The sequence below is a fragment of the Kribbella orskensis genome, from assembly GCF_004342085.1.
GTDB classification, from domain to species: domain Bacteria; phylum Actinomycetota; class Actinomycetes; order Propionibacteriales; family Kribbellaceae; genus Kribbella; species Kribbella orskensis.
In genome coordinates this window covers 75,741-94,881 of record NZ_SLWM01000009.1, presented here as the reverse complement: position 1 = coordinate 94,881, position 19,141 = coordinate 75,741, and the positions used below count along the sequence as shown (strand labels likewise).

At 68.2% G+C, this 19,141-nt stretch carries 19 protein-coding genes; 5 read left to right on the top strand and 14 right to left on the bottom strand.

Annotated features, from left to right (window positions below):
• Positions 1-5: 5 nt before the first annotated feature.
• Genes EV644_RS23915 through EV644_RS23900 form a run of 4 tightly spaced genes read right to left on the bottom strand, consistent with a single transcriptional unit; the run spans position 6 to position 4,629 of the window.
• Positions 6-1,343, bottom strand: coding sequence for a GH1 family beta-glucosidase (locus EV644_RS23915; protein ID WP_132191011.1), 1,338 nt, complete (start codon positions 1,341-1,343; stop codon positions 6-8).
• 30 nt (positions 1,344-1,373) lie between these two features.
• Positions 1,374-2,267 (bottom strand): carbohydrate ABC transporter permease, encoded by an 894-nt coding sequence (locus EV644_RS23910; protein WP_132191012.1) that lies wholly within the window; start codon positions 2,265-2,267, stop codon positions 1,374-1,376.
• A complete protein-coding gene (locus tag EV644_RS23905) occupies positions 2,264-3,211 on the bottom strand; it encodes a carbohydrate ABC transporter permease (RefSeq protein ID WP_132191013.1) in 948 nt (315 codons plus the stop codon). Before EV644_RS23905 ends, EV644_RS23910 begins: the two co-directional genes overlap by 4 nt.
• Before the next feature lie 2 nt (positions 3,212-3,213).
• Positions 3,214-4,629, bottom strand: coding sequence for an ABC transporter substrate-binding protein (locus EV644_RS23900; protein WP_132191014.1), 1,416 nt, complete (start codon positions 4,627-4,629; stop codon positions 3,214-3,216).
• Between the two features lie 136 nt (positions 4,630-4,765).
• Between EV644_RS23900 and EV644_RS23895 the strand changes: the two genes are divergently transcribed.
• Positions 4,766-5,545 carry a VOC family protein gene (locus tag EV644_RS23895; RefSeq protein WP_132191015.1) on the top strand — a complete coding sequence of 260 codons (780 nt, stop codon included), beginning with the start codon at positions 4,766-4,768 and terminating at the stop codon, positions 5,543-5,545.
• Positions 5,542-6,306: an SDR family NAD(P)-dependent oxidoreductase gene (locus EV644_RS23890; protein WP_132191016.1), complete on the top strand. Its 765-nt coding sequence runs from the start codon at positions 5,542-5,544 to the stop codon at positions 6,304-6,306. The genes EV644_RS23895 and EV644_RS23890 overlap by 4 nt, the downstream gene beginning before the upstream one ends.
• A gap of 4 nt (positions 6,307-6,310) precedes the next feature.
• On the opposite strand, the gene EV644_RS23885 is transcribed toward EV644_RS23890, so the two are convergent.
• Positions 6,311-7,204, bottom strand: coding sequence for a LysR family transcriptional regulator (locus EV644_RS23885; protein WP_132191017.1), 894 nt, complete (start codon positions 7,202-7,204; stop codon positions 6,311-6,313).
• Between the two features lie 54 nt (positions 7,205-7,258).
• Between EV644_RS23885 and EV644_RS23880 the strand changes: the two genes are divergently transcribed.
• Positions 7,259-8,320 carry an FAD-dependent oxidoreductase gene (locus EV644_RS23880; protein WP_132191018.1) on the top strand — a complete coding sequence of 354 codons (1,062 nt, stop codon included), beginning with the start codon at positions 7,259-7,261 and terminating at the stop codon, positions 8,318-8,320.
• Between the two features lie 6 nt (positions 8,321-8,326).
• Here the strand turns inward: EV644_RS23880 and EV644_RS23875 are convergent, their stop codons facing one another.
• Positions 8,327-8,803, bottom strand: a complete 477-nt coding sequence (locus tag EV644_RS23875; protein ID WP_132191019.1) for a GyrI-like domain-containing protein — start codon at positions 8,801-8,803, stop codon at positions 8,327-8,329.
• A 157-nt stretch (positions 8,804-8,960) separates the two neighbouring features.
• Between EV644_RS23875 and EV644_RS23870 the strand changes: the two genes are divergently transcribed.
• The gene (locus tag EV644_RS23870; RefSeq protein WP_199239969.1) at positions 8,961-10,265 is read left to right on the top strand and encodes a glycoside hydrolase domain-containing protein; all 1,305 of its coding nucleotides are present in this window, start codon (positions 8,961-8,963) and stop codon (positions 10,263-10,265) included.
• A 13-nt stretch (positions 10,266-10,278) separates the two neighbouring features.
• Here EV644_RS23870 and EV644_RS23865 read toward each other — a convergent pair whose 3' ends face one another.
• Complete coding sequence (locus EV644_RS23865; RefSeq protein ID WP_158292912.1) at positions 10,279-10,650, bottom strand: cupin domain-containing protein; 372 nt, start codon at positions 10,648-10,650, stop codon at positions 10,279-10,281.
• A 61-nt stretch (positions 10,651-10,711) separates the two neighbouring features.
• On the opposite strand from EV644_RS23865, the gene EV644_RS23860 reads away from it, so the two are divergent.
• Positions 10,712-11,176, top strand: coding sequence for a MarR family winged helix-turn-helix transcriptional regulator (locus EV644_RS23860; protein ID WP_132191021.1), 465 nt, complete (start codon positions 10,712-10,714; stop codon positions 11,174-11,176).
• A gap of 4 nt (positions 11,177-11,180) precedes the next feature.
• On the opposite strand, the gene EV644_RS23855 is transcribed toward EV644_RS23860, so the two are convergent.
• The 7 genes from EV644_RS23855 to EV644_RS23820 form a co-directional block, all read right to left on the bottom strand.
• Entirely contained in the window at positions 11,181-12,449 is a 1,269-nt protein-coding gene (locus tag EV644_RS23855; protein ID WP_132191022.1) for a serine hydrolase domain-containing protein, read from the bottom strand.
• A 121-nt stretch (positions 12,450-12,570) separates the two neighbouring features.
• Positions 12,571-15,405: a DEAD/DEAH box helicase gene (locus EV644_RS23850; protein ID WP_132191023.1), complete on the bottom strand. Its 2,835-nt coding sequence runs from the start codon at positions 15,403-15,405 to the stop codon at positions 12,571-12,573.
• A 388-nt stretch (positions 15,406-15,793) separates the two neighbouring features.
• Positions 15,794-16,213, bottom strand: a complete 420-nt coding sequence (locus tag EV644_RS23840; RefSeq protein ID WP_132191024.1) for an SgcJ/EcaC family oxidoreductase — start codon at positions 16,211-16,213, stop codon at positions 15,794-15,796.
• A gap of 345 nt (positions 16,214-16,558) precedes the next feature.
• Positions 16,559-17,056, bottom strand: a complete 498-nt coding sequence (locus EV644_RS23835; RefSeq protein WP_305000084.1) for a chitosanase — start codon at positions 17,054-17,056, stop codon at positions 16,559-16,561.
• A 37-nt stretch (positions 17,057-17,093) separates the two neighbouring features.
• Positions 17,094-17,966, bottom strand: a complete 873-nt coding sequence (locus tag EV644_RS23830; RefSeq protein WP_132191025.1) for a diacylglycerol/lipid kinase family protein — start codon at positions 17,964-17,966, stop codon at positions 17,094-17,096.
• 1 nt (position 17,967) lies between these two features.
• The gene (gene tatC / locus EV644_RS23825; protein ID WP_132191026.1) at positions 17,968-18,723 is read right to left on the bottom strand and encodes a twin-arginine translocase subunit TatC; all 756 of its coding nucleotides are present in this window, start codon (positions 18,721-18,723) and stop codon (positions 17,968-17,970) included.
• Positions 18,724-18,799: 76 nt separating this feature from the next.
• The gene (locus EV644_RS23820) at positions 18,800-19,105 is read right to left on the bottom strand and encodes a twin-arginine translocase TatA/TatE family subunit (protein WP_132191027.1); all 306 of its coding nucleotides are present in this window, start codon (positions 19,103-19,105) and stop codon (positions 18,800-18,802) included.
• Positions 19,106-19,141 lie beyond the last annotated feature (36 nt).

The window sequence follows — 19,141 nt, the reverse complement described above, 5'->3', positions numbered from 1 at the left end:
TCATGTCAGGCCGTACTGTCACCCGACGGTAAGGCGTTGGCTCGCGCCACCCGGCCGAGCCAGCCCGCACTGGTCTTGGGCGTCCGGGCCTGGCTCGCGAACTCGACATGGACGATGCCGAACCGCTTGGCGTAGCCCTCGGCCCATTCGAAATTGTCCAGCAGCGTCCAGACGAAGTACCCACGGACGTCAACGCCTGCGGCGATCGCGGTCCGCAGTGCGGCCAGGTGCCCGTGCAGGTAGTCCACCCGCAGCGGGTCGTCGACCCTCCCGTCCTCAGCCTGTACGTCGTCGTACGCGGCGCCGTTTTCCGTGATGTAGATCGGCGGGAGGTCGTACGCGGTCTTCAGCTCGACCAGTACTTCGCGCAGTCCGTCCGGCTGGACCGGCCAGTTGACGGACGTCACCGGCACTCCTTCGGGCAGCACAGTCTCTGCCTGCTGGTCTCCGGTAGGAGCCGCCTGCACAAGGATCCGCCGGTAGTAGTTGATCCCCAGGAAGTCGATCGGCGCACTGATCAGCGCGAGGTCGCCGCTTTCCACCGCATCGAGGAGGACCGGGTAGACGCCCCGCAGTACGGGATCAAGGAACAACCGGTGGCTGTCGACGTCGACCCGCAGGGCCGCGTCGACATCGGCCTGCGAGTCGCTCGCGGGCGCGACCGGGCTGACATCCAGCGTGAGGCCGATCTGCTGCCCTGCAGCGTGCCGCCCACCCCGCAGTACCTCCAGACCCAGCCCATGCGCCAGCAGGAGATGGTGGACGGCGCGGTCCCGCAGTACCTGGTCCTTGATCCCCGGCGCATGGATGCCGCTGCCGTAGCCGGCATGACTCGACACCTTGGGTTCGTTCAAGGTGATCCACTGCTTCACGACATCCCCGAGGGCGTCGTGCACGACCGCGGCGTAGTCCGCGAACCTGTACGCCGTATCGCGCGCAGGCCAACCGCCCTTGTCCTGCAGGGCTTGCGGGAGATCCCAGTGGTAGAGCGTCACGTACGGAACGACGTTGCGCGCCAGACACTCGTCCACCACCCGGCGGTAATGGTCCAGGCCCTTCTGGTTGATCGCGCCCGAGCCGTCCGGCTGCACCCGCGGCCAGGCGATGGAGAACCGGTAGGCGCCGAGCCCGAGGTCCGCCAGCAACCCGAGGTCCTCGGCGTACCGGTGGTAGTGGTCGCAGGCGACGTCACCCGTGTCGCCACCGGCGATGGCTCCCGGGACGCGGCAGAACGTGTCCCAGATCGACTGGCCACGACCGTCCGCGTCCACCGCGCCCTCGACCTGGTAGGCAGCGGTCGCCGCACCCCAGACGAAACCGTCGGGAAAGCGTGCGTCACTCATAGAGGTCCTCCATTGATCGGTAAGAGAAAGTCAGCCCTTGACCGCGCCGCTGACCAGGTCGATGCGCCAGTAGCGCTGCAGGAACAGGAAGAGCGCGATCAGGGGCAGCACCGACAGGAAGGCGCCCATGATCACCAGCGAGTACAGGGCCGGCTGGCTGGCGCCCTGGTTGAGCATCGAGAACAGGCCGACCGTCATCGGGAAGTGCCGGTCGTCGGAGATCATGATGTAGGGCAGCAGGAAGTTGTTCCAGATCGCGACGAACTGCAGCAGGAAGATCGTCACCATGCCGGGGATCATCGGCGGCATCCCGATCGACCAGGCCAGCCGGTACTCCCCCGCGCCGTCGATCCGCCCGGCCTCCAGCATGTCGTCGGAGACCACCGCCGAGGCATAGATCCGGGACAGGTAGATGCAGTACGGGCTGATGATGCTCGGCAGCAGCACCGACCAGTACGAGTTCACCAGGCCGAGCTTCGACATCAGCAGGTACTGTGGCACGGCCAGCGTGATCTGCGGGACCAGTACTCCGGCCAGGATGCACCGGAAGATCGTCTCCCGGCCGCGGAACCTGTACTTCGCCAGCGCGTACCCGGCCGTCACCGAGATTCCGACCGACAGCAGCGACCCGGCCCCGGCGTACAGGAGGCTGTTGAGCGCCCACTTCCAGAAGATGCCGTCGCGGAACTCCAGCAGGTGCGACAGGTTGTAGCCGAAGCCGCCGTTGAAGCTGGGCCAGAACGAGAACGTCGTGAAGAGGTCCTCGGGTCCCTTGGTGGCGGCGATGACCACCCACGCCACCGGCAGCAGGCAGTAGAGGGCCCCGAGCAACAAGATCGCCGTCGACACATACCGGGTACGCCGGGGTGGGCGCGCCGCGGACCGCACCGTCGGGCTGGTCCGCTCCAGGACGGCGGTGCTCATCGGTCCTCCCCGAACGCGCGCTTCTGCAGGAAGCTCAGCACCGTGAGCGAGACCACCAAGGTGCCGACGGCAAGCATCACCGAAGCCGCGGCGGCGGTGTAGATGTCGTTGTTGACGAAGGCGTCGCGGTAGATCGTCATCAGCGGCACCCAGGTGAACGAGATCGAGTCGGTCAGCGGCTGCAGCGTCGAGGGTTCGCTGAACACTTGCAGGGACGCGATCAGCGAGAAGATTCCCGTCATCACCAGTGCCGGGGCGATCAACGGAACCTTGATCCGCAAGGCGATCTGCAGCTCACTGGCGCCATCCACCCGAGCCGCGTCGTCCAGCTCGGCCGGCAATCCGCGCAGGGCGGTGTAGAGCACGATCATGTTGAACCCGACGCCACCCCAGATGCCGATGTTGGCGACCGAGAAGAGCACGGTGCCCGAGCCGAGGAAGTCCGGCGCCGGCAACCCGACCGCCTCGAAGGTGGCCAGGATCGGGCTCACCCCCGGCAGGTACAGGAACCCCCACAGCAGCGAGGCGATCACCCCGGGGACGGCGTACGGGAGAAAGATGCCGAGCCGGGTGAACGACTTCAGCCGGGCTCCCCGCGAGTCGAGCAGCAGGGCGAAGAGCAGGGCCAGGCCGAGCATGGTGGGGACCACGATCACGCCGTACCCGAGCATCCGCAGTACGGAGTGGGCGTAGGCCGAGTCGGTGATGGCGCCGACGTAGTTCGCCAGGCCGACGAACGACTCCTTGCGCAGCCCGAGCCCGCCGCCGGTGACCCGGGACGCGCGGACGCTGAGGTAGACGGTGTAGCCGATCGGGATGATCAGGAACAGCACCAGCAGCACCAACGCCGGCAGCAGCAGCACGTACGGCGCGGCGCCGCCTTGCCGCCGCGACCGGCTGGCCGGAGCCCGGAGGAGCGGACTCCGGAGGGACTGGGCAGCCACCGTCAGGACTCCTTGATCTGGAAGCCCTGCTTCTTCAGGTCCGCGACCGAGGCCGACTGCAGCTGGTCGACGGCCGCGGCGAAGTCGCCCTTGGTCTGGATCGCCTTGGCGAACAGGTCGCTGTACTGGCTGTAGGTGACGTTCACGTTCGGCGCCCAGGTGAAGCCGCGCGCCGTCTTCGCGATCGCGGCGGCGTCGGTGAAGAAGCCGGGCTGGTTCGGCATCATCGCCGGGGCCTTGGACAGCGCGGGCGTCGACTGACCGGCGGTCGCCGCCGGGTAGATGCCGCCGAACGAGACGAACGCCTCCAGCGCCTCCGGGTCGGTGTTCAGCCACTTGACGAACTTCTGTGCCTGCGCCGACTGCTTGGACTTCGCCGCGATCGCGGTCGCGGAGCCGCCCCAGAAACCGGTCGTCGGGGTGGCGGAGTCCCACTGCGGCATCGGGACCATCGTCCACTTGCCCTTCGTGCTCGGCGCGACGCCCTGCAGCACGCCAGCTCCCCAGACGGCGCTGGGCCAGGCCAGCAGGGTGCCGTCGCTCATCGCCTTGTTCCACTCCGGCGTGTACATCGGCTTGCCCTGCAACGTTCCGGCGTTCACCAGGTCACCCCAGAACGACGCGAGCTTCTTCGTCGGCTCGTCGTTGATCGACACCGTCCAGGTGCCGTTGTCGTTGGTCCACCAGTTCGCACCGGCCTGTTCCGACAGTCCCGCGAACCAGCCCGGGTCGCCGGAGGAGAACGTGGCCAGGTAGCGCTTGGAGTCCTTCGACCGGACCTGCTCGGCCAGCGCGCCGAACTCGTCCCAGGTCTTCGGCACGGTGAGGCCGAACTGCTCGAACAGGTCGGACCGGTAGTACAGCATCATCGGGCCGACGTCCTGCGGGATCGCGTAGGTCCTGCCGCCGAACGAGGTGAGTCCCCAGGTCCCGTCGGTGAAGGCGCCCTTCACCTCCGCCGCGAGCCCGCTGAGGTCGGCGGTGACGCCGTTGGTGATCAGCACCGGCAGCGCCTGGTACTCGGCGTGGATCAGGTCCGGCGGGTTGCCGGCCCGGTGCGCGGTGACGATCTTGGTGAGCAGTTCCTCGCCCTGGGCCTGGGCGCTGACCGTCACCTGCTGGGTCGGGTTCTTCTTGTTCCAGATCGCGACGACCTTGTCGATCCCGGTCGTCCAGGTCCAGAACGTGAGCTTGGCAGGCGCGTCCGGGTCGCCCGCGGGTTGCGGCGCCGCGGTCGGCTCGTCGTCGCTGGAACAGGCGGCCAGACCGGCCGGCAGCGTCGCGGCGAGGCCGACGCCGGCAACTCCGCGGAGGAAGCTGCGGCGATCGACGGCTCGCCTGAACGGCGAGCCGCTGAGAGGCGAACCGCCGAACGGCGAGCCAGGGAACCGAACGGGTCCGGTGGTCGAACGAACCATGGTGAACCTCTCAGGATCAGTCGTTTCTGTGATCGCTCACGGATTTCTGTGAGCGATCACAGATTCGGCCCCGGAACCGCCACTGTCAAGACTTGGGGGCTGCCATTCTGTGAGCGGTCACGGTACTGTCCCTGCCATGCCCGCATCGCTGTCACCCGGATTGCACCGGGTCGAGATCGGCTGCCGCGATCTCGACCGTTCCCTCGACTTCTACCAAGGCCTGTTGGGTTTCCAGCCACTCCCCGACGCGCCGCGACCGGCCGACCGCAGCCGGTTGCTCAGCCGTGGCACCGTCGTCCTCGAGCTCGTCGAGGTCGGTGCAGCTGGTAATCAGGGTGGCTGGGTTAACGACGATCTGCAGGGTGGGATCCGGCACCTCGGGATGAAGGTGGCCGGGGTCGACCGGCAGCTCAGGCGGCTGGAGGACGCCGGCGTGACCGTGCTGTCGCAGCCCCTCGACGTGCTCGGGGACGTGCGGATCGCGTTCTTCCTCGATCCCGACGGAGCGCGGCTGGAGTTCATCCAGGGCAACCTCGCCTACCAGCGGATCTCGTCGCCTGAACTCGCGGCGGCCGAGGCTGCGCAGGTCGCGGATGAGGAGCCGCGGTTCGACCACGTCGCGGTGACCGTGTCGGATCTGCCGGCCGCGCTGACGTTCTGGCGCGACCGGTTCGGGTTCGAGGTGATCGGGGACATCAGGCATCACGGGGACCCACGGGGGTTCCTGATGACGTATCTGCAGGCCGGCCAGGCGGTGCTCGAGGTGTTCAGCTTCGACCAGCCGATCGTGCCGAACAACCTGGCGGCCGCAGGGTCCGCAGTACTGGGTCCGCGTCGGTTGTTCGTCGATGCGCCTGGTGAGCAGCAACTGGTCGCGCCCGACGGGGTGCCTGTCACGCTGGGAGGCTCGCGATGAGCCGGATTCTGGTCACCGGGTCGAACGACGGGATCGGTGCGGAGATCGCCCGCGTCCTGGAAGCGCAGGGCCACGAGGTCATCCGGCACGCCCGCAGCGCGGAGCGCGCCGCCGCTGCCGGGGCTGCCGACGGATCGCGCTTCGTGGTCGGGGATCTGGGGTCGTTGCGGTCGACGCGCGAGCTGGCGGCTCAGGCGCTGCGGATCGGGGCGCCGGAGGTCGTCGTCCACAACGCCGGCTGGGGCAGCAAGGGCGAGAGTCGTCCGGTGTCCGAGGACGGCCTCGAGCAGACCTTCCAGATCAACGCGCTGGCACCGCTGCTGCTCACCTCGCTGTTGCCGAAGCCGCGGCGGATCGTGTTCGTGAGCTCGGACTCGATCTCCCGCGGCAAGATCCGGCTCGACGACCTGCAGCACGAGCAGGAGTGGACGGAGGACGCGGCGTACGCGGACTCCAAACTGGCGATGACCGCCCTCGCCTTCGCCCTGGCCCGCCGCTGGCCGGAGGTGCTGTCGAACGCGGTCCATCCCGGCTGGGTGAGCACGAAGATGAGCGGCTACGCGGCACCGCTGACCGTTGCCCAGGGCGCCGACACCCCCGCCTGGCTGGCAGTGTCGGACGACCCGGCCGCGCTCGTCACCGGCACGTTCTTCCAGGACCGCAAGGCGATCGAGGTCAACCCGCAGGCCTACGACCCCGACCTCCAGGCCAAACTTCTCACCCACTGCCTCGCCCTCGCCGGGACCACGCTCCCCGACTAACCCGTCAGGGCCAGGTCGGCGGGGGTACGGCTCTGACCGACGCGACGACCTGGTCCAGCGCCGGGGTGCGCGGCCGGTCGCGGTGGACGAAGAGGGCGACCTGCCGCTCCACTCCTGAGTCGCTGATCGGGACCAGCCGTACTCCGGTGAGGTTGGCGGTGGTCACGGCGAGCGCGTTGGTGACGCCAGTGCCCAAGCCGTGGCGGACCAACGAGAGCAGGGTTTGGGGTTGATTGGTACGGAAGACACTCTCCGGGCTCAGCCCTGCGGACGCGAAGGCCAGGTGTGACTCGAACTGGCGTGCACCCGAGGTCTCACCGATCGAGATCAACGGCAGCTCGGCCAACTCCCCCAGCCTGACCGACGACGCCGAAGCCAGTGAATGGCCGTCCTGGAAGACCGCGACCAGCGGCTCGGTCCAGAGGATCTCGTGCTCCAGGGACTCGGACGCCACCAAGGGATGCACCGGCCGGATGGCCAGGTCGACCTCACCTCGCCCGAGCGCACCTTCGAGGTCGATGCTCGGCCCCTCGACCAGATGCAGCCGTACTTCGGCCGGAAGGCGCTGCGCGACCTGCGGGAACAGCCACGCCGCCGCACTCGGGTAGGCGCCGAACCGGACGTGCCCCCGAGCCGCTGAGAGGTCCCCGAGCCGGTTCAGGATCTCCTCGGCGTGCGGCAGCAACGCCCGCCCTTCCGGGGTCAGGGCGGCCGGGTGCGCAGTACGGTCGAAGAGTTGGACGCCGAGGGCCTTCTCGAGCTCGGCGACGTGCTCGCTGATCCGCGACTGGGAGCGGAAGGTCGCCTTGGCCGCGGCCGAGAAACCGCCGTGCCGCGCGACCGCCACGAAGCTGACGATCCATTCCAGGCGGTAGCCGTACGCCGCGGTCAGGTCCATAGCCGATCAGGCTAGCCGGGAAGAGAGACACCCGCTCCGGCTGTTGTCACCAGTGTGAAGACGACCCAGGTGGTGGTGATCGGAGCCGGCCAGGCCGGACTGTCCGCGGCGTATCACCTGGTCAGGATGGGATTCAGCCGGTACGACGGGGTCGTGGTGCTGGATCGCAACCCGGCGCCGGGTGGAGCGTGGCAGCACCGCTGGGACTCCCTCACCATGCACGACGTGCACGGGATCGCGAACCTGCCCGGCGTCGCCGTACCGGAAAGTGCGGGTGACGAGCGGGCGAACGTGTTCGTCCCGCAGTACTTCGCCGACTACGAGGCTCGGCTCGACCTGCCCGTGGTCCGGCCGGCGATCGTGCAGAGCGTGCGGGAGACCCCGGACGGGTTGTTCGAGGTGACGACGGATCACGACAGCTACCGTGCCGAGGCGATCGTCAATGCCACCGGCACCTGGAACCGGCCCTTCATCCCCTGGTATCCGGGCATCGAGACCTTCCAGGGTCGGCAACTGCACACCTCTGACTACAACGGCGCCGAAGAGTTCGCCGGACAGCACGTGCTCGTCGTCGGTGGCGGCGCGTCGGCGGTCCAACTGCTGGCCGAGATCTCCGAAGTCGCCAGTACTACGTGGGTCACCCGCCGGCCGCCCGAATGGCGCACGGGCGAGGAGTTCGGTCCGGAGATCGGGCGCAAGATCATCGCCAAGGTCGAGGAACGGGTCCGCGCGGGGTTGCCACCGAAGAGCGTCGTCGCCGTGACCGGGCTGCAGTTGCGCAAGCAGGAGCAGGCGGCGCTGGGTCGCGGCATCTACACCAGGCACCCGATGTTCGAGCGGATCACGCCGACCGGCGTCGAGTGGGCCGATGGGCGCAAGGAGCGCGTCGACACGATCCTGTGGGCGACGGGGTTCCGCGCCGACCTCGGGCATCTCGCTCCGCTGCATCTGCGCGAGCCCTCGGGTGGCATCCGGATGGACGGCACGCACACGGTGCTGGAGCCGCGCGTCCACCTGATCGGGTACGGCCCGTCGGCCAGCACCATCGGCGGCAACCGCGCCGGCTTCACCGCCGCCCGCGAACTGCGGGACCTGCTGCAACCCGTCGCCGCGTAGCCCGGCTCAGCCGCGGAGGCGGAAGAGGAGTTCTGTCTCCCAGGTGTCCATGTCGGGCTGCTCGACCGGGTCGGACTTGTAGACCTCCAGCCGGCTGCCCCACTTGTCGCCGTCGACGTCCCACTCCAGGCCCTGCTCGTCCCCCCAGGCGAGCAGGTCGCCGGTCGCGTCGTACAGCTTGTCGGGGTGACCGAAGTGCGTGACGCTGGCGTAGCGGCCGCCGGGCAGGACACCGGCGACGATCTCTCCCTCGCCGTGGTGCCGCTCCTCGACCGGGACGCCGATCTCGATCACGAGCCCGTTCTCCATGTCGACGACGTCGTACTTGAAGAACACGTCGCCGATCGGGTCGATCGTGCGCGCGGCGAGCCAGCTGAACAGCTCGGGCGTGCGGCTCGCGAACTGGCCGATCTCGTTCATCGCGACCTTGCCGCGCAGCGCGACGTACGGCTGGTCCTCGCGCTCGACGATGGTGGGCTCCATGCGATCTCTCCTGATCTGTGGGGATGCCAAAGCCATCCTGCCCGAAGGTGGACTCACCACGCGAGAGCCGGGCCTTCGCCCGGCCCGGAACGCTGCCCATTGCCGTCCGGTGATTTGAGCGGTGTACTGCAAGTGGGGTTGCAGGGGGGTGGTCGCCATGAGGCGGATCAGAGTTGCTCTCGTATTACTGACGGCCGGGCTGTTGCTGGGTCCGGCCCTACCTGCCGCGGCCGAGCCCGCGACCTCGATCTCCTATCCCGTGAGCGCCACGGCGACGCGGTACATCGGCTTGGCGTTCGACACCTGTACTGCGCCGACCGTCGCGCAGCTGACGGCGTGGAAGGCCTCGCCGTACCGGGCGGTCGGGATCTACATCGGCGGGGTCAACCGCGGCTGCGCGCAACCGCAACTGACGGCCGGCTGGGTCAGCAGCGTGACCAAGCTGGGCTGGCGGTTGATCCCGATCTACGTGGGCTACCAGGCACCGTGCACATTCCATCCGAACGCGGTGAGGATGACGGCGCCGTCCGCCGCCACCCAGGGGACGAGCCAGGCCGCCGACGCGATCGCCAAGGCCAGGGCACTCGGCATCCTGCCCGGCAGCGCGATCTACGGCGACATGGAGCACTACAACGCGACCGACACGACCTGCCGGGCGACAGTACTGCGGTACTTGTCCTCCTGGACGAAGGAGATGCACCGGCAGGGGTATGTGTCGGGCGTGTACGCGCACCAGAATTCGGGCGCACGGCATCTCGCCGAGGTGTACAACTCGACCTCCTATGCCCGGCCCGACGCGCTGTGGATCGCCCGCTGGGACCTGAACTCCGCAGTGAGCACGCTGACCAACTGGCCGCTGATCTCCAACCGCTACTGGTTGATCGGCCAGCGGGCCAAGCAGTATCGGGGCGACCACCTGGAGACGTACGGCGGTGTCACCCTGAACATCGACAACGACCGGTTCGACGCGCCGGTCGCCTCGGTCGCGTACGCCTACACGGTCCGGGTGGCCGTGTTCTCGCGGACCGGCCCTGGGACCAATTACCCGGCGACGGCAACCCTGGCGGCGAACTCCGGCGTACGGGTCGTGTGCCAGACCTATGGGACGAAGATCGGCACCACCATCGTCTGGGACAAGCTGACCAACGGCACCTACGTCTCGGACTACTACGTCAGGACCCCGTCCTACACCGGCTACAGCCCGCCGATCCCCGGCTGCAGCTACCCGTACCAGACGACCATCGACAACCTGGCTCGCCGGAAGGGGCCGAGTACGACGTACGAGAGATACCCGGGGCTGCTGCCGATCGGCTCGCTGGCATGGGTCACTTGCCAGCGAGCCGGGGGCAAGGTCGGCACTACGGTGGTGTGGGACCGGCTGACGGACGGTAGCTGGGTCACCGACTACTACGTCGCCAACCGGAGCAACACGACCTACAGCGCTCCGATCCGCCGCTGCTGATTGCTAGCGGCTACTACTGGGCCCAGGGCGGTTGGATCTGGGTGCCGTTTGCCATCGTGCCGGTGAAGCCGGCGGTGATGGCGATGTACAGCTCCGCCGTGGTCTCACCGAGGTTGGAGAGCTGGATCGGCTCGCCCGCCTGCACGACCAGGGCGTCTCCCGGCCCGAGCTTCTCGCCGTCCGGCGTGATCTGCACCGAGCCCGCCAGCACCATGAACACCTCGTCCCGATCGATCGTGTGCGGTTCGTCGTTCCGGACTCCTGGATCGACGGCCAGCCGCCAGGTGCACAACTGCCGGGAACCGCGGCTCGGCGCGGCCAGTCCGGTGAACTCGACGCCGGGCAACTGGAACCGCGGCGCGTCCACGGCATGGATGACCTGCATGAGCGATCTCCTCATTTAGACAAGCTGACTTGTTCAACCCGACTTGTCTATCATGGGAGACATGGCGACGAATGGCAAGCCCGATTTCGGCATCCTGCTGCTGCTCGCGGACCAGGAGTTCGTCCGCGAGCTCCGGGCCGCGACAGCCGAGCAGGGCTTCGACGACCAGGGCCGCTCCGACGGCTTCGTTCTCCGCACGCTGGGCGCGGCGCCCACCACGATCAGCGGTCTCGCCGAGCGGCTGGAGATCAGCAAGCAGGGCGCGGGCCAGATCATCGAGGACATGGAACGCCGCGGCTACGTCGAACGCCGCCCCGACCCGACCGACGGCCGGGCCCGCCTCCTCAGCCTGTCTGCCAGGGGCGAGGCAGCCCTCGCCGCGGCAAGGAAGTTCCACCAGTCCTACGAACGCCGCCTTCGCCGGGAACACGGCGACGAGGCGATCGACGCAGTACGGGCCGTCCTCACCGCGATGGCCGGTGAGTCACAGACCACCGATCCGCACTTCCGCGCCCTGATGTTCTGAGCGCTCAGGCGAAGTAGGTCGGGAAGAAGTCGTTGGTCGGCCAGGTCTTCACGCTGTTGGCCGCAGTCCACAGCGCTTGGTCGATGTCGCCGTAGGACTTGCCGCTGGCGTCGTCGCGGCGGTTGAACACGGCGGCCCAGCTCATCCCGTTGTAGGTCCGGACCACGATGCTGAAGGTCCCCGGCAGGCTGCCCGTGTGCCAGGTGTTGCGGCCGGTGCCGCCCGTGACGGGACGCACCTGCCAGCCGAGGCCGTAGTACCAGCCGTCGGGGTTCACGCCGGTCGAGGGCTTCGACCAGAACCGGCTCAGCGAGGTGCTGTTCAGCACGCTCGACGGCGCGTCGAACATCTTCGCCCAGCGGACCAGGTCCGGAGCGCTGGCGATCCAGCCGCCGTTCGCGTCGTGGAGCCGCATGCTGAATGAGCCGTACGGCGCGGCGACGATCTTGCCCGAGTTGTCCAGCACGGTCGATGCGGTGTACTGCGACTCGTACGACGTCTCGCCGGCGTGCTTCGCGATGGTGTAGCCCTGCGCCATCCGCTTGATCTTCAAGGGAGTGAGCAGCTTCTGCTGCACGTAGGTGGCGTAGCTCAGGCCGCTGACCTTCTCGATCACCCGGCCGGCCAGCAGGTAGCCGAAGTTCGAGTACGCGACCTTGGTACCCGGGTCGAAGTCCAGCTTCCGTCCGGCCATGTACTTGATCACGTCGGCGTGCTGCAGTTCCATCGGTACGCCGAGAGTCCGGGAGATCACGGCGTCCTTGGCGAGCGGGTCACCGGAGACATCGCGATCCCAGCCGCCGAGGTGCTGCAGCAGTTTCCACAGCGTGATCGTCGACCAGCGCGAGTCCCGGGTCAGACCGGTCGCCGGCGTGATGTCGATGATGTTGCCGACCGGCGTCGACAGGCTCAGCTTGCCGTCCTGCACGAGCTTCACGATCGCGGCCGCGGTGAAGGACTTCGTCAGGCTCGCGACGCGGAACAGCGACGTCGGCTGGACCGTCAGCGCGGTCGACGTACTGTAGCCGCGGGCAAGCACCAGGCGGCCCTTGTAGGTGACCGCGACCTGCCCGGCCGAGATGCCCCGGGCCTGCATGAACGCCTTCATCTGGTTGTCGAAACCACTCAACGCCGGTACTGCGGTCCCGGTCGCGCGCCAGGTCGCCTCAGCACTGGCCGACCGACCCATCACGGTGTCGACTCCGGTCCCGACGGCAGCGGTCGCTCCGGTCGCCACGGCAAGCTTGCCGAAATTACGGCGCGTCAGTTCCACGGACGTGAACTCCTTCGATCTGCAGGGGCAGGTGGTCGTCGCGAAGGGGAACGTTACTGCTAGACCGGTTCAGCTCAGGGCTCGTCGCGGATCCAACTGGCGGCTGGTCGACGGGTTCGGCTCAGGGCTCGTCGACGACCGAGGCGTAGGCGATGACGCCGCGGCGGATCTGGTCGGTGACGGCCCGGGCGGTGGAGCGCAGCGGCGTCGGACCGGCGGCGTCGGCGACCTGTTCGGTGAGGTCGATCAGCTGCTTGACCCAGCGGACGAAGTCACCGGCGGCCAGATCCGACTCGTACAGCACCTCGGTCAGCGAGGCCCCGGACGCCCAGCGGTACGCGGCCCAGCTGAAGCCGAGATCCATCGGGCGGAGGAAGTCGACACGCATGTCACGTTCCAGTGCCGACAGGTCTCGCCAGATCGAGCCCATCTTCTCGATCGCGTGCCGCACCTCGCCCCGTGGCAGTCGCGGCGAGGTCGGCTCGTCCTTGGCGCGCGACTCGTAGACCAGTGCCGCCAGGCAGGCGGCCAGGTCCGGCACCTCCAGGTCGTCGAACACGCCCTGCCGCAGGCACTCGGCCGCGACCAGGTCGAGCTCGGTGTAGATCCGCGACAGCCGGTCGCCGGCCTCGGTGGTCTTGTCACCGTCCAGGTAGTGCAGCGCGTCCAGCACCTGGCAGACCCGGTCGAACTGCCGGGCAATGGTGTTGGTCCGCTGCTCGATCTTGCGCTGCACCTCGCGGTTCTCCCGGTCCAGCCGGAAGTACCGCTCGGCCCAGCGGGCGTGGTCCTCGCGATCCGCGCAGCCGTGGCAGGGGTGCGCGCGCAGTTCCGCCCGCAGCTGCTGCAGCTCGGGGTCGTCCGCGTGCGTGACCACGTCGCCGTTGCGGCTGCGCGACGACGGCGGGCCTTCCTCGCCGAGCATGTCGGTGCGGCCCCGCAGTACATGGGCCAGCTCGCGGCGCTGCTGCGGGTTGCGCGGGTTGAACTTCTTCGGCACCCGGAGCGAGCCGATCGCCTCGACCGGCGTCGGGAAGTCGATCATCGACAGCTTGCGCACCTGCCGGTCCAGCGTCAGCACCGTCGGCCGCGGTCCCTCGCGCTCCGACCGCACCCCCGGGTCGAGCACCAGCGCCCAGCCGGCACTACGGCCCGCCGGGATCCGGATGATGTCGCCGATCCGCAGCTTCTCCAGGGACTCCTGGGCCTCGACCCGGCGATCCAGCTTGCGCCGCTTCGACCCGGACGACTCGCGCTCACTGATCCGGCGGCGCAGGGCGGCGTACTCGAGGAAGTCGCCGAGGTGGCAGTCGATGGACTCCTTGTACCCCTCGAGCGCCTCGTTGTTGCGCTGCACCTGCCGCGCCAGCCCGACGACGGCCTGGTCGGACTGGAACTGCGCGAACGACAGTTCCAGCATGTCGCGCGCCCGGCTCCGCCCGACCTGGCGGACCAGGTTCACGGCCATGTTGTACGAGGGGGAGAACGACGAGCGGAGCGGATACGTACGGGTCGAGGCCAGACCGGCTACCGCGCGCGGGTCGAACCCGGGCTGCCAGAGCACCACGGCGTGGCCCTCGACGTCGATGCCGCGGCGGCCCGCCCGGCCGGTCAGCTGGGTGTACTCCCCCGGCGTGATGTCGACGTGCGCCTCGCCGTTCCACTTGCTCAGCTTCTCCAGCACCACCGTGCGGGCCGGCATGTTGATGCCGAGGGCAAGGGTCTCGGTGGCGAAGACGACCTTGATCAGGCCGCGCGCGAACAGCTCCTCGACGACCTCCTTGAACGCGGCCAGCATGCCCGCGTGGTGCGCCGCGATGCCACGGCTGAGCGCCTCGGCGAAGTCGTGGTACCCCAGTACTCCGAGGTCCTCGTCCGGCAGGTCCGAGGTGCGCTCCGCGAGCACCCGCTTGATCTCGTCCCGCTCGCTCGGCTTGGTCAGCCGCAGGCCCGAGCGCAGGCACTGCAGCATCGCGTCCTCGCAGCCCTTGCGGGAGAAGATGAAGTAGATCGCCGGCAGCAGCGCGCCGGCGTCCAGCTCCTCCACCACGTCCGACCGGTACGGCGTGAAGTGCGACCTGGCCGGCCTTTGTTTGGGCAGGTCCCGGCGGCGACGTGGTTTGCGCGAGTCGTCCCGGAAGATCCGGCTGTCGTCGCGGGCGATCCGGACCAGCTGCGGGTTGACCAGATCCTTGATGTCGGAGCTGCCGCCTCCGGCTCCAGCTCCGGCCTTGGCCGGGTTGCCGGAGCGGCTGGGCGCGCCGGTCCGGGCGGTCGGGGCCTCGCCGGCGAACAGATCGTGCAGTCGCTTGCCGACCATGACGTGCTGGAAGAGCGGCACCGGCCGCTTCTCCTCCAGCACGACCACGGTGTTCCCGCGGACCGTCTCCAGCCAGTCGCCGAACTCCTCGGCGTTGCTCACCGTGGCCGACAGCGACACCACCGCCACCGAGTCCGGCAGGTGGATGATCACCTCTTCCCAGACCGCGCCACGGGCCCGATCGGCCAGGTAGTGCACCTCGTCCATCACCACGTACGACAGCCCGAGCAGGGTGTTCGACGCGGCGTACAGCATGTTCCGCAGTACCTCGGTCGTCATCACGACGATGGGCGCCTCGGAGTTGATCGAGTTGTCCCCGGTCAGCAGCCCCACGTTGTCGCTGCCGTAGCGGCGGACCAGATCGGAGTACTTCTGGTTGCTCAGCGCCTTGATCGGGGTGGTGTAGAAACACTTCTGCCCCCGCTGCAGCGCAAGGTGCACCGCGAACTCCCCGACCAGCGTCTTCCCGGACCCCGTCGGAGCCGCCACCAGCACCTGGTGACCGTCCTCCAGGGCCGCACAAGCCCGCAACTGGAACTCGTCCAGCTCGAAGTCGTACAGCCCCCGGAACTCCTTCACCGCAGGATGCTCCTGGTCCGAGCGGAAAACGGCATACTTCTCGGACGGGGTGCTCATACGCCCCAGGCTATGCGAAGCCACCCCCAGACCCACGCCCACCCGCCCGTACCCCGCCCCACGCACCCCCTCCGTCGCACGACTCCCACCCACCCCCAGTGTCGCCGCTCCTCCGTCGCCGCCCAGCGAACACCAGGTGACCGCAGTGGAGTGACGTGGGTCACCCCCGGGGTGATTACCAGGCCGCCTGCGAGGTGGTCAGGCAGCCTTACAAGAAGTCCACCCCGAGGCACTGCACCGGCCCGGCCGTACCGACCGACAGGAAGAGGTCGCTCGCGACGTCCACCTCCACGCCTACCGAGGTGATCGCGGCGCAGACAGAACGCAGTACCCCCTGTCGTTCCGTACGCCGCTCGCCTCGTCGAGGTACTGCGTGAGCTAAGGGCTGCTACTGGATCGGCGTGGTCTGGGCCAACCCGATCCGCCAGCCGTCAGCGGTCCTGACCACGACGTAGGTCAACGCTCCCGCCAAGGGCAAGGCACCCTCCGAGTCCTGCCTGTTGTCGTGGACAGTCTTGATGCAACTGACCAACGCGACATCAGTTGCCACGACCCGGATATCCACGATCTCGACGCTCGTCTGCACATCCTTGAGCGACGAGGCAAGCGCAGCACTCATCGCCTCCGCGAACGCCTCCCGCCCCAGCAGCCGCCGCCCTGCGATGTTCACGATCGCCATCTGTTCCAGATGAAGCCCAGGCAACACCGCCGCATCGCTCTGGGCCCGATCAGCCTGCGCGACCAGTTCCCGGATCGCCGCTTCATCCTCAACCGCGAGAGCCACAGTCGAAGTACCTGTTGAAGTCATGTCCCCACCTTCCGATCTCAAGCAGACTTGAAGTCAAGCGGCCCCAGCAGCCGAAACGACAGCGGCATGGTGGCGTACGCAACGACAGGAGGTACTGCGTTCTCCGCGCTCCTCATCTGCCTGGGTACGCGTGGAGGTTGACGGTGCGAGCGACCTCTTCCTGTCGTTCGGTACAGCCGGACCCGAGCAGCAACTCCGGGGGACTTCTTGGGCAGCGAGCCGGCCGCCTGACCACCTCGCGGCCGCCTGGTAACACCCCACGCCCGTCCGCTGAGCATTCGCTCCCCCGCGATCGCGGCTGGCATTCGCTGACCGGGCGACGTAGGAGCCGCGGGGGGCGGAGTACTAGCTGATGTGGAAGGGGTCGCCGTAGACCTTCCAGTCGAGGGGGTGTTGAGGTCGAGGGTTGCCGTTGCGGAGGAAGACTCGTTGGGCGGTGTCGACGCGGCTGGTGTCGCTGTGGGCCTCCTCCTGCTTCATCGCCCAGACTCGGGCGTCGAGGAAGGCGTTCAGGTAGGTGGTTTCGTTGCCGCCCTGCGACGGCGGCTTGGCCTTCTGGAGGGCGCGTTTGCGGATGCCGCCGAAGCTGACGGAGTCGGTGCCGGGGCCGTGCATGACGATCGCGTCGTAGTACATGAACTGGCCGAGGGTGTCGATGCCGTCGGCCTTGCCCTGGGCAACGGCCGGGTCGAAGTAGACCCGGTCGCGCTCGTCGTTCTGCGCGGTCTTGAAGGCGGTGTCGTTGGCCGCGGTCTTCCAGTCCCTGGTGCAGTTCGGGTCGAGGCCGGCGTGCGAGTCGCTACCGTCCACGTCGCGCAGCGCGGGCAGGTACTTCGCGAGCACGTTGCGGACCCCAGCTCGGCGAGGGCGGTTCGCCCGCTCAGGCGAAGACGGTGAGGGCGCCCGGTGCGATGCCGATGTCGACCGGCAGGGGGCCGAGGATCTCGCCGTCCGCGTAGGCGGTGACGCCGGCGGACTCCAGCCGGACCGTGCTGCCGCGGAGCGCGTGCACTGCCGGGTGCCCGACGTGCGTGCCCTTCGAGAGCTTCGGGAACAACTGCAGCAGGGTGAGCCGCGAGACCGGCTTGATGATGGTGATGTCGAGCAGCCCGTCGTCGATCTCGGCGCCCGCGCAGATCTGCAGGCCACCCCCGTATGTCGGGCCGGTGCCGACCGCCACGAGCATCGCATCGGTCTCGATCGCCTCGCCGTCGACGGTCACGACGTACGACAGGGGGTTGAAGGTGCGCAGTTCCGCCAGCGTCGCGACGGTGTAGCGCGAGTTGCCCTTCGGCCAGCTCATCTCGTTGGCCCGCTTGTTCACCAGCGAGTCGAAGCCACCCGCCACGACGGTGGTGATGTACCGGTCGTTCGCCATCGCGAGGTCGACGGCGCGGGTGTCGCCCTTCACGATCAGGTCGGCCGCTCCCAGCGGATCCTTCAGCGGTACGCCGATACCGCGGGCGAAGTCGTTCCCCGTACCGGCCGGGATCACCCCGAACGGCATCCCGGACATCGCCAGCACCTGCGCGCCGAGGTGAATCGTGCCGTCACCACCGACCAGGGCGACCGCGTCCGCGCCGGAGGCGATCACCGCCGCCGCGATCCGGCCGACGTCCTCGGCGCAGGTGGTCGCGTACTCGTCGACAGTCAGCCCGGCGGACTCCAGCCGGGCGCGGACCTGCGGGGCGACGCGGGCACCGAGGCCCCGGCCGGAAGTGGGGTTCACCACCAGCGCGATCCGGCGGCTCATCTCAGCCGGCCAGGAGTTCGTCGGCCTTGCGGGCCTTGCGCTTGTCGTTGATCTTGGCGATCACCTCGGCGGCGAAGAACAACAGACACATCGGGATCGCCAACAGGCACATCGTGAACGGGTCACCCGACGGCGTCGCGACCGCGGCGAACACGAAGATCACCAACACGATGTACGGCCGGAACTTACCCAACGCCGAAGCCGGCACCACACCCACCATGTTCAGCAACACCACCACCAGCGGGATCAGGAACGCGATCCCGAACACCAACATCGTCCGGATCACGAAATCCAGGTACTGCGGCAGCGTGATCAGGTTCTGGATGTCCAACGGGGTGAACCCGATCAGGATCTCCAGGCCCTTCGGCAGCGTCCAGTACGCCACCGCCATACCGCCCACGAACAGCGGCGTCGCGATCGCCGAGAACAGCATCGCCCACTTGCGCTCGTTGCGGTGCAGACCGGGCGCGATGAACGCCCACAACTGATACAGCCACACCGGACTGGCCAGGATCAGACCGAACAACGCCGAGATCTTGATCTTGAACGTCAGCGCGTCACCGACACCGGTGAAGGTCAAGATCGGCTTCAGGTTCTGCTCGGCGGCCAACTCCTTGACGCTGGTGTCGAACGGCTGCTGCAGCAGGTCCAGCGCCCAGTTGTAGAAGATCCAGCCGACGACCGCACCCAGCACGATCGCGAGCACACACTTGAGCAACCGGTTGCGGAGTTCGGTGATGTGCTCGCGCAGGGTCATCCGACCCTCTTCGTCCTTCGGCCGGCGCTCTTTCCGCCGTCCGAGCCTCACCATCGTCACAGCTGGCGCGGGTGTCTCAGTTGGCCGTGTGGGTCGGCGGCAAGCCGTCGCCCGGGGCCTGGCCGTTCACCTGGTTGGGCTGCTGGGCCGGCTGCTGGACGGGCGCCTGGGCCGGCGGCGGGGTCTGTGCCTGCGCCTGCTCGCCCTCGGTGAGCTCGTCGCCCTTCTTGCGCCCGGGGCCGACCTCTTCCTCCCAGATCTTCTTCGACTTGCCGAGCTGCCTCACCAGTGCCGGCAGCTTGGCCGACCCGAAGAGCAGCACGACGATCGCGAGGATGACGAGCCACTCCGCGCCCTGGGGCATACCGAGGAGCGTGACCATGACGAACTCCCTTTCACAAACTTCTACTCGTGGCTC

What these genes read in the sequence shown, in the direction of transcription:
- EV644_RS23890 (WP_132191016.1), top strand. Translation starts at nt 5,542, where the DNA reads ATGAGCCGGATTCTGGTCACCGGGTCGAACGACGGGATCGGTGCGGAG.
- EV644_RS23870 (WP_199239969.1), top strand. Translation starts at nt 8,961, where the DNA reads ATGAGGCGGATCAGAGTTGCTCTCGTATTACTGACGGCCGGGCTGTTG.
- EV644_RS23865 (WP_158292912.1), bottom strand. Translation starts at nt 10,650, where the DNA reads ATGCAGGTCATCCATGCCGTGGACGCGCCGCGGTTCCAGTTGCCCGGC.
- EV644_RS23885 (WP_132191017.1), bottom strand. Translation starts at nt 7,204, where the DNA reads ATGGACCTGACCGCGGCGTACGGCTACCGCCTGGAATGGATCGTCAGC.
- EV644_RS23915 (WP_132191011.1), bottom strand. Translation starts at nt 1,343, where the DNA reads ATGAGTGACGCACGCTTTCCCGACGGTTTCGTCTGGGGTGCGGCGACC.
- EV644_RS23875 (WP_132191019.1), bottom strand. Translation starts at nt 8,803, where the DNA reads ATGGAGCCCACCATCGTCGAGCGCGAGGACCAGCCGTACGTCGCGCTG.
- EV644_RS23830 (WP_132191025.1), bottom strand. Translation starts at nt 17,966, where the DNA reads ATGAGCCGCCGGATCGCGCTGGTGGTGAACCCCACTTCCGGCCGGGGC.
- EV644_RS23860 (WP_132191021.1), top strand. Translation starts at nt 10,712, where the DNA reads ATGGCGACGAATGGCAAGCCCGATTTCGGCATCCTGCTGCTGCTCGCG.
- tatC (WP_132191026.1), bottom strand. Translation starts at nt 18,723, where the DNA reads ATGACCCTGCGCGAGCACATCACCGAACTCCGCAACCGGTTGCTCAAG.
- EV644_RS23900 (WP_132191014.1), bottom strand. Translation starts at nt 4,629, where the DNA reads ATGGTTCGTTCGACCACCGGACCCGTTCGGTTCCCTGGCTCGCCGTTC.
- EV644_RS23850 (WP_132191023.1), bottom strand. Translation starts at nt 15,405, where the DNA reads ATGAGCACCCCGTCCGAGAAGTATGCCGTTTTCCGCTCGGACCAGGAG.
- EV644_RS23910 (WP_132191012.1), bottom strand. Translation starts at nt 2,267, where the DNA reads ATGAGCACCGCCGTCCTGGAGCGGACCAGCCCGACGGTGCGGTCCGCG.
- EV644_RS23895 (WP_132191015.1), top strand. Translation starts at nt 4,766, where the DNA reads ATGCCCGCATCGCTGTCACCCGGATTGCACCGGGTCGAGATCGGCTGC.
- EV644_RS23840 (WP_132191024.1), bottom strand. Translation starts at nt 16,213, where the DNA reads ATGACTTCAACAGGTACTTCGACTGTGGCTCTCGCGGTTGAGGATGAA.
- EV644_RS23820 (WP_132191027.1), bottom strand. Translation starts at nt 19,105, where the DNA reads ATGGTCACGCTCCTCGGTATGCCCCAGGGCGCGGAGTGGCTCGTCATC.